At 42.6% G+C, this 11,472-nt stretch carries 10 protein-coding genes and 1 pseudogene; 3 read left to right on the top strand and 8 right to left on the bottom strand.

What is annotated here, in order from left to right:
• Positions 1–193: 193 nt before the first annotated feature.
• On the top strand, positions 194–940 hold the full coding sequence (locus ACK5MF_RS09240) for a LexA family transcriptional regulator (RefSeq protein ID WP_416921514.1): 747 nt from the start codon (positions 194–196) through the stop codon (positions 938–940).
• A gap of 281 nt (positions 941–1,221) precedes the next feature.
• Entirely contained in the window at positions 1,222–1,944 is a 723-nt protein-coding gene (locus ACK5MF_RS09235; RefSeq protein ID WP_416921512.1) for a hypothetical protein, read from the top strand.
• Positions 1,945–2,186: 242 nt separating this feature from the next.
• On the opposite strand, the gene ACK5MF_RS09230 is transcribed toward ACK5MF_RS09235, so the two are convergent.
• Entirely contained in the window at positions 2,187–3,116 is a 930-nt protein-coding gene (locus ACK5MF_RS09230) for an Abi family protein (protein WP_416921510.1), read from the bottom strand.
• A gap of 437 nt (positions 3,117–3,553) precedes the next feature.
• Here ACK5MF_RS09230 and ACK5MF_RS09225 point away from each other — a divergent pair, with 437 nt between their 5' ends.
• A complete protein-coding gene (locus ACK5MF_RS09225) occupies positions 3,554–4,315 on the top strand; it encodes a histidine phosphatase family protein (RefSeq protein WP_416921508.1) in 762 nt (253 codons plus the stop codon).
• Between the two features lie 146 nt (positions 4,316–4,461).
• Here ACK5MF_RS09225 and ACK5MF_RS09220 read toward each other — a convergent pair whose 3' ends face one another.
• The 7 genes and pseudogenes from ACK5MF_RS09220 to ACK5MF_RS09190 form a co-directional block, all read right to left on the bottom strand.
• Positions 4,462–4,803: a type II toxin-antitoxin system HicB family antitoxin gene (locus ACK5MF_RS09220; protein WP_416921506.1), complete on the bottom strand. Its 342-nt coding sequence runs from the start codon at positions 4,801–4,803 to the stop codon at positions 4,462–4,464.
• A complete protein-coding gene (locus tag ACK5MF_RS09215) occupies positions 4,800–5,054 on the bottom strand; it encodes a type II toxin-antitoxin system HicA family toxin (RefSeq protein ID WP_416921504.1) in 255 nt (84 codons plus the stop codon). The genes ACK5MF_RS09220 and ACK5MF_RS09215 overlap by 4 nt, the downstream gene beginning before the upstream one ends.
• A gap of 272 nt (positions 5,055–5,326) precedes the next feature.
• A complete protein-coding gene (rhaD, locus tag ACK5MF_RS09210; RefSeq protein ID WP_416921502.1) occupies positions 5,327–6,127 on the bottom strand; it encodes a rhamnulose-1-phosphate aldolase in 801 nt (266 codons plus the stop codon).
• Between the two features lie 227 nt (positions 6,128–6,354).
• Positions 6,355–7,614, bottom strand: coding sequence for an L-rhamnose isomerase (locus tag ACK5MF_RS09205; RefSeq protein ID WP_416921500.1), 1,260 nt, complete (start codon positions 7,612–7,614; stop codon positions 6,355–6,357).
• Positions 7,615–7,624: 10 nt separating this feature from the next.
• Positions 7,625–9,070 (bottom strand): rhamnulokinase, encoded by a 1,446-nt coding sequence (gene rhaB, locus ACK5MF_RS09200; RefSeq protein WP_416921498.1) that lies wholly within the window; start codon positions 9,068–9,070, stop codon positions 7,625–7,627.
• A 414-nt stretch (positions 9,071–9,484) separates the two neighbouring features.
• Positions 9,485–11,215, bottom strand: a complete 1,731-nt coding sequence (locus ACK5MF_RS09195) for a purine-cytosine permease family protein (protein ID WP_416921496.1) — start codon at positions 11,213–11,215, stop codon at positions 9,485–9,487.
• Between the two features lie 115 nt (positions 11,216–11,330).
• Positions 11,331–11,472, bottom strand: a pseudogene (locus tag ACK5MF_RS09190) (IS3 family transposase); the annotation flags it as partial.

Genomic DNA, 11,472 nt, shown 5'->3' with positions numbered 1-11,472 from the left:
ATAGACATAGTGATCTCCTGAGAAAACTTAGCTACACTGTTTAGTAGCACTACTAACAAGCAACATTTAACCGTGTTACTTAATGACAGAACTAAGTATTGATCGCAATTTATTACAAAGCAGGGATGAATTGCGATCCTTTTCTCGTTTGGTTGTTTTTTATTCAAGTTCGTAAGGGAGTTTAGGTAAATCAATGAGTTGCAGAGAATCGGATCAAGGACGAGCAAATGACATAACCGATCCTTTTGTCGACATGAGAAAAGGATCGATAAAAGATAGGTTGTTAGAACTAAAGAAAGGGAGAAGCAATAGGAAATTAGCTGAGGCTTGGGATATTCCTCTATCAACACTGACTGGATATATCAATAGAGGCTCTATACCACCTGTAGATACAGCGTTCTCAATTGCAATCAAAGAAGGCGTTAGCATTGAGTGGCTTGTCACGGGCGAAGACAACGAGCCAGAATCGACAATTTGCCCTATAACAAATGAACGCATCTATGAAATGCCTAAATACAATGTTGCAGCCTCAGCTGGCGGAGGGGCTTTCATTGATACCGAAGTTCCTATTGAGTACTATCCATTCAGTCATAACTATTTAAAGCGGCATCGATTGCTACATGCGGAACTGTGTATTATTGAGGCATATGGCGACAGTATGGAGCCAACGATTGAGAGCGGTGATGACCTGTTATTAAAGCTTATCAAAACAGAAAGCGATAAGCCTTTTGAAGGCATATACGTTATTGATTTTGATGGTAAACTGCGAGTCAAAAGACTTGAATACAGTGTTTCTCGTGATGGTTATAAAGTGATAAGCGACAATGCAGCCTATTCAGAAGAGTTTATTAGTAGAAGTGAGCTCAAAAGCTTACGAGTAATCGGTGAGGTCGTGTTGGTTATGGGGAAACCGTCTAGAAGTATGATGCAAAACCATTAACGTGTATAATAAGCTTATGTTGAAGGCGTAGTAGTATATCTTTTTATTCTCAAGTTTCGCGCCTTTAACATGGTTATTTTAATTTTTATTCTCAAGTGTCGCGCCAGTCGAATTTTAAAGCTCAAATTTGATGGCAACCTCCAATCCCTTATAACTATTGATGTCAATCCGGTTTAATCCACATATATCCGGTTTAATCCATAGTCCTGTGTTTTCTCAAGTCATACGCCCTCTTACATAACCTCGATAACTTTTATGACGACATCAAAGATAGTCATAAATTGGCAAATACCTCTTCAGCTCTGACTGTCGCCGGAGCCGCTCTTGGCGCTCTTTCACCTTTTGAAGCCGGCATGCAATTATTAGCTCAGCAAGGTTCCAAAATGGGTTACAGTGCCAGTCTCGGTTATCAAATGCTCTATACCATAAAAAAGGTCGATAAATCTCAAGATTTGGATGCCCAAGCCGTCGCGTTAAACCAAATAGCGATAGACACGGTGAAAGCTGCGCTAGGAAGCAGCGCCGTTGAACTCTATCATAACGAAGGGGCCGATAACTTCTACTTGCTTGATTACACTAGAGTTGAAGGTTCAAATGATGAAACTTGTAACGCGGTGTATGCTCCGTGCTATGCCAATACTGACCGAATCCCAATGCTTATCAGAGAAAACGATGGTTATATTCCTCTGGTACCTCAGAATGGGGATTATTTGGCGGCACAAACGTTTTTGCCATTAGGTTTCCCGATTGAAAAACTCAAATTTTCTGGTGGCGACATACAACAAATCCTGTATGTCCCTGCGATGAAATTGAATCAACAGAAAGATTTGTGGAAAAAAGAGAATTTAGGCTATTTCGAAGATTGGTATAAAAAAGAACGTGTCTCGGTTAATCCGTATCTGAAAGATTTGAATCATGGAACCATTATGTACTTCAATTCCAAGATCACTGCAAAGCAGAAAGATGAACGTTCTTTATGCCGGGTATTTGATCTTAATAACTGACTTTTCCACGCCCGAATTGGGCGAGGCTTTACGCGCGAAAATGGTAAGCGATGGCTCAAACACGTAGCCATCGCGTTGGAAATAAAAGTTTATATTAAACAAATAGAGTTCACTCGTATAACTATGAGATATGTATAGCAGATGGAATTATTAGTAATAAAGGGGACAGTAAAATCGTTACGCTCGATTTCCAAGTGCCAGGTACAGATAGAATTAAAAGAAGATAATGGCGTATATGCCCTCTAGTTTGGGTGAATCAAAAAACTCATTTTTCCCATTTTATACACTTGAATCTTCTCAACTGAATTGGCTTCTTGTGCACTTTGTACTAATCGACAAAGCTTAGAAATAGACTTCACATTGTGTGTAGCAATATTGTGTTGGAATCGTCGTAATTCACCGAGTGTACATGCTCGGTAAGCTCTCTCAACAATTTTGTTTTTTTCCAGAAGACGCTTTTTTTCTGGAGATACTAAAGCTAAAAGTTGCAAAGTTTTGTCTATTTTTTCGTGCAAATGTTCAATAGCATCATCTTCAGTAGCCACTCCATATTTTTTCCACACAGGTTCGTGGTGAGATACCCTGTTCCGGAATTCTCTTACGGTCTTGACTAGATCTTTTGTATTGCTTAGTAGTGCTTTGGTCTTGGTTGTGTTCCATTCACCTTTGAACACAGTACCTAGGTGAGTTGGCCAAATCAAACCTGGCCCCATGAACTCTTTACTAAGAATGAACTCCCATGTGGAAAATTCAGTCTTTGCAATTATCTCTTGGTGTTTCGGCGTTGGGTTGTTGATGTTATAACGTTTCTTTTTGTCTTGTTTAACTTGTGATGCAGCCCTAGAGAAGTTAGTCCTTATAGCCTCGACTTCAAATGGAGGCTTCTTATTTGGCTTATCTGGGTTGAAACTTTTAAAATGGAGCTTGTTCTTCCTCCACCAAAAGTAACCCAAATCTTCTGAAGCGGTTAGCGCAGAGTCAATAGCGTTGCGTAATGCCACTTCTGTGGCACTAAGTAAAGGGTAGAGAGCTGAGCAAACGTGGGAGTTCCATAAGTAAGCTCCGAGTAATTCAATATCGTTTTGCGTATTAAATGTAACTTCATAGCTTTTTAGACGTTCTTCTGTGATAAGATCGTCTATAATTTCCTGATAGCAAATTGTATGTGGCATTTATTATTGCTCTCGAACTTCAATGTTGACGCCTGCGTCAGTATTACATACAATCCACCACAAGGTTGACGTTTGGTTCTAAGGATTATGTCCAAGACCTTGCGTAAAGACCTAAAGAATTCGCCCCGGCCTTGAGCTGGGGTTTTCAATTTCTGGAAGCCTATAATTCTCATCTAGCATATCACCCAGCTATCATTGGGTTGCATATAAATATTGTGACTACTCACCGCCCTATCGGGCGATGCTTCTTATTGTGCGCCGAGTATGGCATTGATCTAGGAGCTAAAATGTAATGTAAACTTTCTTTTGGGAGTCGGCTCTAAATTTGAGCTGTTATTTTCATTTGCAAGGTTTTTAGATTGGGTTGGTAACATTATTGTAACTATTTTTATTTAGATTTCGTCATTCATTAATCATCATATGGATGCGATAAAAATATGTTACGTAAAGTGCTTTTTTCAACAACTGCTTGCAGTGCTTTAACATTGTCTCTGCCTGTAGCTGCAGATGTCGAATTTTGGTTTATTCGCCATGCGGAGACAGAAGCCAATATTGGTCTTGCAAATGCGCATAATCCAACGCCAAACTATCTGAATGAGTTAACAGATAATGGGCGTCAACAGGCAACCATTATGGCTCAGAGCTTATCTGAAAAGCCTGTAACTAGCCTATATAGCAGTGATGCTTTACGTACCATTCAAACTGCTTATTATATTTCTGCAGAAACAGATTTACCTGAACCTATTGTTGTTCCTGCTATCAGAGAATGGGATCCTGCGGTACCTGATTCATACTCACAAGAAGAGGTTATGAATGCAATGTATACCGTGCTACCTCAATGGATGAATGGTGAAACATACGTGAAACTTGCCGTGAGTGGGGAAGATGGAGAAGCGCTTGGTGATATGGTGGCTCGTACAGTTCCCGGTTACAAAAAGATTGTTAAAGCTCATGAATGTGATGATGGGATTGTGGCGATCGTTTCACACGGTGCTTCTATTGGGTGGTCTATGCCATTCTTAGCGGATAACGTCGATCTTACTTTTGCCCTGACTACTGGTCTACATAATACGGGCATCGTTAAGGCTGTTCCAAATGGTAATAAGCTGACAGTCACCAGTTGGGAAGGTATCGAGATGGATACGAGTTCGATTAAGAAAGTGAAGCAGTGTAATAAAGATAAAAATGCAGAGCATTAATATAAGGCTTTGCAGATAAAACAAAATACGGTTCACTTTTACCTCGCAAAAATACGACAATTTTTACTTTGATGTTGTCGTGTTTTTGCTGAAGAAAGAGCAGTTGTAGGGGGTAATATGGTTTGATCGATTCTTTCGCTTATCCATTATGCAGAATGTTCGATGTAATCATGGACAGCTTTTTCTATCACTGCATTTAAGCTCATGCTCTTAGAAAGCGCGATTTCATTAAGTTGTGAGTGCATTTCTGGTGAAATTCGCACATTAAATTTGCCAGAGAAATTCTTGTAAGGCTCTATGCCCCGTTCCTGACACATTTCCAAAAAGATACTTAGAGATTTCGCGCCTTCTTCTTCCAGCTTTGCAATGCTTTCTCCGTAGAAATCTGCACCACCGTTTAACCCGACAAATTCACCACGAAAAGTTTCAGCATCGGGGTCGTAATCAATAAGAGCCTTGACTCCGCTAATAACCATTAAATTTTTCATGCTGTTACTCCGTTTCTTTCTAACCATTTCTTGACACTAACAACTGTGCCTTTGTCTGTTTCTTTGTGAGGGTGAGGACGGTGAAAAACTTGAACTTCACCAAACAATACTATGCCAACTCGTGAACCTTCTCGCTCTTCCACCTCTGCACCTAATGCCACAAAGAGAGCTTCTATGTCTGGCCACTTGATAGAACCACTGACAGGGCGGGCAAAAATAGCGGTTAATGTTTTCCTGTGCTTCTTGTTCATGAACTTCCTCAAACTGTTAAAAGTATAGTACTAATATTTAGTACCATTACAACTGTTTTTGATACTATTTTTTAGTACCGCTATAAGAAGTGTTTGTGGTGGTTGTATTGTTCATGAAAGCATAGTTTCATCTTTTGCGAGTGATGTTTCGATAGGAATGTTTTTAATCGGATTAGCTCAAAACGTTCATGCAATTCAAGACAAAAAGGGCCACCTGTATCAGTGGCCCTTAAAACGAAAGAACGGATTTATCATCACTCGCGTAATGCGAATTACAGATTAAATTCGCGCTTCAGAATTTCCATATTCTCTTTGGTCACGCCTTCTGGCTCATAGCCTGCCGCTGTACACATCAGGTACAGTTTTGCCCCTTTGTTGGCTACATCGATGTAGTCGAAGGCTTGTAGTACGTCAGCGCCAGATGCGGTTGCACCGTGTTTTTCCCAAATGGCTACGTCATTTACCAGTAGCGCCGCGGTGGTGCCGTCGGCTAACTCTTCCGAAGAAGGCAGGCAGTAAGGGATCATACCGATACCGCGTGGTACGAAAGCGCGCACTTCTGGCAGCATTTTCCAGCATGTGTGAGTGAACAGTTCGCTGCTTTTTGAGATATCAGGATGATGAGATAGGGCAATCAGCTCTAGCGGGTGAGTATGCACCACAGATCTATGGTCAGAGCCTGCTTTTCTTTTCTCAACCAGAATTTTAATGTGGCTGATAAACTCAGAGGTTGGCGCAAAATCTACGCTGGCTTTGCCACCCCAAAGAATTTGGTAGCCGTTGGCAGCAGCGTTGATTTGCAGCACACAGCCTGCGTATTGTGGGTCACGCAATTCGCGAATACGTTGACCAGTCCCTTTTACGTAATAAATACGACCCGCGCTTTCCATCGGGAGTTGCAGCGGTAGCGCTTTTACTGGCGCATCAACGGTTGGAATTGCATCAAAGAGATCCGTGACATCAACCGAGATGTTGCCGCCATTACGCTCTGCCCATTCACGTTGCCATAGATATTGAGAAACTTCGCTGACTTTCTCGATTTCGCGCATTACTGCATCGTTTAGTTGAATCATGATGTGTACCTTATTATTAAACCAAACAAGCCAGATATACAATCTGACTTCAGACTGATGACAAACCCAACATCGTCATTCCAGAATTTCGGAACGAAATATCTGGAATCTAATAAAAGTGCATGCTGTAAGTAGATTCCTGCTTTCGCAGGAATGACGGAAAGAGACTTTGTCAACAAACTCAAGCCAGATATGAAATCTGACTTGTCTGTATTGAGCAATTTGTATTAACGAGTAGCCAAAATGGTGGCTTCGTAGTCTTTAACGTCGTTGATCCAATCAAAGCCCACTGGCACTTCGTGTTGTAAACAGTGGTAATCCCAAACCGCTGACCAAGGTAGCGAGTGCGCTTCCTCAATCAGACCTAAACGACTGGTGTAGTCGAATGCTTGTTCTGCGGCTTTCAATTGGTCAACCGGTTCAAGCAGTGCTTTCAGCAGCGCTTTTTGTGCGTTACGAGTACCGATAACCCATGCTGCGATGCGGTTGATAGAAGCATCGAAGAAGTCCAGGCCAATGGCTACGCGATCAAGCAGTTTGTTACGCACGATTTCACGCATGATGGCTTGAGTTTCATCATCGAAAGAGACAACGTGGTCTGAATCCCAACGAACTGGGCGAGTCACGTGCAGTTGCAGGTCGTTGACGTACAGTGATACTGCGCTGATTTTGTCGCTGATCACTTCTGTTGGGTGGAAGTGACCTGCGTCTAGGCAAAGCGCGGTACCGCGAGTGGCGGCATAGGCCAGGTAAAATTCATTGCTACCTACGGTGTAAGCTTCTACGCCGATACCAAACACTTTGCTTTCTACCGCATCTTTGTGGAATGCCGGGTCAATTTTTTCAGCCAGTGCTTTATCTAACGAGTCAGCCAGACGAGCACGTGGAGAGAGGCGGTCTACCGGTTGATCTTTCATACCATCTGGGATCCAGATGTTCATAAATGAGGTTGTACCAAGCTCACGACCGAAGTATTCAGAAATCTTACGGCTAGCTTTGACGTGTTCAATCCAGAACTGACGGATCTCTTCATTTGGGTGAGACAGCGTTAGGCCATCACTGGCGTTCGGGTGGGAAAACAGGGTCGGGTTAAAATCTAAACCAAGGTTTTTCTCTTTGGCCCATTCCACCCAACGAGCAAAATGCTCAGGTTTGATTTGGTCGCGTTCCACATGTTCGTCGGTATCAAGATAAATGGCATGCAGATTAACGCGTTTCTTGCCCGGGATCAGTGAGAAGGCTTTTTCCATATCGGCACGCAGTTGCGCTGGCGTTTTTGCCGCACCAGGGTAGTTACCCGTGGCTTGAATGCCGCCACTTAGAGTGGTTTCTGGCGACTCAAAGCCACGCACATCATCACCTTGCCAGCAGTGCATAGAAATTGGCGTCTGGTTTAGCTGCTCTAGTGCTTTATCTGCATCTACACCGTATTTTTTGAAAACTGACTTTGCTTGCTCGTAAGCTGCAATGATTTGCTCTTTGCTCATTGTGTTTACCTTATTTAATCATCTGCTGGAACTGGGATTTGATTTGCTCTAATCCCGCAATTGGGTTGGCTGAAAAATGTTTCACATCGGAAGAGGCATCAATGATCTGGCGACCCTCTTCCAAAGAGGTAATGATGTCGGAAGCGATAAATTGGTTAATGACATTACCCAATGCGGAAGCTTCGGTTGGTTCTGTTGACACTGGAATTTGGCACACGTCAGCGCATAGCTGGTTGAGGAATTTATCCTGAGTACCACCACCGACAATGCGCAGTTCTGTGATCGCTTTACCGGTCACTTCTGCCAGTTCAGAAAGCACTTTGTCGTAGGCTAAAACCAAACTGTCGTAGATACAGCGAATTACTTCAGACAAGGTTTCTGGTGCTTCGAGATCACGCTTTTTAAACCAGTGTTTAATCGTTTGCGTCATTGAGGCTGGGTTTAAGAAGTCGTGGTCATTGGGATTAACCATGTACTTAAACGGCTGTGCTTGGCGCGCCAATGCGGCGATATCTGGGAAAGTTAACGATGGATTTTCTGCTTTAATTCGTTGGATGAGCCATAAGCCCATAATGTTCTTCAGCACGCGGTAGCGACCATCCACACCACCTTCATTGGTCAGGTTGTATTGGTACGCTAATTCACCAGTGTAAGGTTCAAAGCTTTCAATACCGACTAATGACCAAGTACCTGAGCTTAGGTAAGCCATGTTTTCGTGAGCAATTGGCGTTGCCGCAACCGCTGAAGCGGTATCGTGGCTGGCAACCGAGCAAACCGGAATTTGCACATCACCAACATGGTATTGGCCGACGATACGATTCGGCATTTGTGGTGGCAGGAACCATTCCTGTTTCGCTCCACACGCTTTGATTAACTCTGGGCTCCAAACTTTCTGTTTGCAGTCTAAAAGCTGGCTGGTGGAAGCATTGGTATATTCACAATGTTTTACCCCCGATAGCTTGTAATTAAGGTAATCGGGAATGAACAGCAGGGTATCAATATCACCAAACCACTCTGGTTGTTGATCAGCAATCGCTTTTAGCTGGTTAATGGTATTGAAAGATAAGAACTGAATCCCCGTTGTACGGTAGATGTCGTGGAGCGACAGTTGGCTGTCTGCCAACAGTTTCTCTTGCACGCCTTCTGTTCGGGCATCGCGGTAGCTGACAAATTCACCTAAATGCTTCCCGAATTTGTCGAGCAGAACAAAGTCGACCCCCCAAGTATCAATGCCCAATGAACAGATCTCGATACCAGTTGCAATAACCTTATTAATCCCGACTTTGATCTCTTCTAAGATAGAGTACAGATCCCAGCATGACTCATTGCCATGAACCACCTGCTGATTTTGGAAACGGTGGAACTCTTGCAAACGAATCTTTCCACTCTCCAGATATCCAACCATAACGCGTCCACTGGATGCGCCAAGGTCGATCGCGATTACTGCTTTCATCATGCTTAATACCTCTGAATATTTAATGGTATTAAAGCTTATTTAAATGAACAGTAACTTCACAAAATTACCCGCTGAATTCGTTGATGGGCGTATTTATCAAGAAGTTCATGTTTGATTTCAAATTTTCATCATTAAATGTATATACGCGAATAAAATCGTTGATTGAAGGAATTCCATACCATTAGCAACATGAAAGCTCTTGCGTAGAGGGGAGGAGAAGGGCTTGTACTAATTAAAAACATCGTGGGATCGTATAGCGGTGCTCTAATTTCATAAACATAAGCAATTTTTCAAAATGAGGCGTAACAATACAGTTCAAGTGAGTGCTTTATGAGTATCGCATATTGTTGAAAAGAAAAATCCCCTGAGATTTATCAGAGGATTTAATTAATAACATTCTAGATTCGTCGAGAGTTAGCTCTCACGTTTATCCTTATTGGTAATCCAGATTGTTGCGGTTACGAAATATAGGAATGTCGGATAAATGGCAAAGCTCTTAAAGGATTCGAAAGCCATTTCATAGTCCGCTCCTGAGAACCATACTTTACCTGCTGAGAAGACGATGGCTGCCAGTGACGCAAGTGCTATTAATCCTGAAACGTTTTCTAGCACACTAGCAGAAGGTGTTTTCCCTGTAGCCATTGAGGCTTCGCGTTTTGCCTCTGCTTCGTGGCGTTTGGTTTCTGCTTGCAACTCTTCTGTGTATTGCTTCTCTTGTGCTTGATAGCTATCACCTGCACCCATTGATTTTGCTAGTACAATGTAGATTGCAATAGATAATAGGTAAGTTGGTGCGAATAGGAAGAACAGGTGAATAATACCCATTTGTTCCAGAGTGACTGCGAATACCACGCCTACAGCCCAAGTGATTAGTGCTGCTTTGTTGAGGTTGTTACCTTGATATTTTGACCACAGTGGTGTCAGACCTATCTTCTTAAAGATCCAGTGTTCCGCAACTACGATTGCACCAACGGGGGCAAGTAGTAGTCCCATGTAGCCAACGAAGTCTAGTAGGCGAGTAAATACGAATGGAAAACACGCAATAATCGCAGTAACAATACCAACTACAGTCGTAATGTAAGCGCGTGATTTGCTAGGAAATACACTTTGAATGGCAAGACCTGCACGATAGATTGTTGGATTGGATGTTGTCCAACCAGCAATAATTACCGCCACGATACCTGTTGCGCCGAGTGCAGCGTGAGCAATACCACCTGCATCTAGGCTAGACATGCTAGTTTGTAGCAATAGCATCGCACCTGCGCCCATGATACCTGCGCCGATCCAAGCAATGTAATGACCGAAGAACATACCAAATGCAGAGAAGTAGCCGTATTTTGCACTCTTAGCAAAACGAAGTAGTGCCATATCACCTAGAGAGCCGTGCATTGCTAAGTTACAAACCCAAGCGAATGCTGCAATATGCCACATAGATAGAGAGGTAGAACCATCAGGTGTTTTACCTGTCCAGATATATTGCTCTGCAAGGGTGAAGAATTGGTCGAAGCCGGTAAATGCTTCACCATTGCCTAGGTTGCTTAGTACTGGTAAACAGACCATGCCGCCTGTTACGAAAATCACCAATAACCAAGGTGAACATACAGTCGCAAACTGAGCACACTTTTTAAAACCAAGCACAGCGACAGCGACAACAATCGCACCCACTGCAAGGGCAACAGCAACGAATGCGGCACTATCCGGATACCAATGTGTTTGCGCAGGAATATCAAACAGAATACGTACTGCCGAAGCTGATACTGTAATCATCGAGCCACCTAAGGCACAAAACAGCACAGCATTGACGATGTTATAAACTTTATTGAAGCCTGGACCTGCGATTCTTCTTAGATACTCATATACAGTTAAACGAGATTGGGTAGCGATAGGAGCTGTAATCAGAGCCCAAGTAAGTACTGCCATTATGTTACCAATGACTAGACCAACTAAAATATCAAAAGTGGTAGCACCCCAAGCAACAAATGCCGCACCGATAACAAACTCAGTACCTGCAACATGTTCACCTGAATAGGTTCCTAAGAAATGTCGCCAACCAAGCAGTTTATGCTTGGGAACTCTCTCTTGTTCATATTCGTTCAGTTCAACTGAACGGTCTTCTACAGCTGTAGAGGCAATGGTGTTAGACATTCTTGTCTCCTTACGATTTATAATCTTTTGTTTAAACGTTAAATAGGTCTGTTTTTGTTGTAATACGTGTTTATCTAAACTGCATTTCTGTTTATTTCGAGATTAGGTGTAGTGGTCAATAAAAATTGGCCACAGTTTTAGAGTTCTCCCAATATAATCGTTCTGATTCATTGGGTGTTAACCCGCCATTATATTGATGGGGCCTAAGTTGGCTGTAATAACCAACTATATATCTCGTGATTTGTTGCTGAGCTTCT

The organism is Vibrio sp. (genome assembly GCF_047973365.1).
Lineage (GTDB): Bacteria > Pseudomonadota > Gammaproteobacteria > Enterobacterales > Vibrionaceae > Vibrio.
Note: the sequence above shows the minus strand (reverse complement) of the source record. Positions and strands in the feature narration are given on the sequence as shown.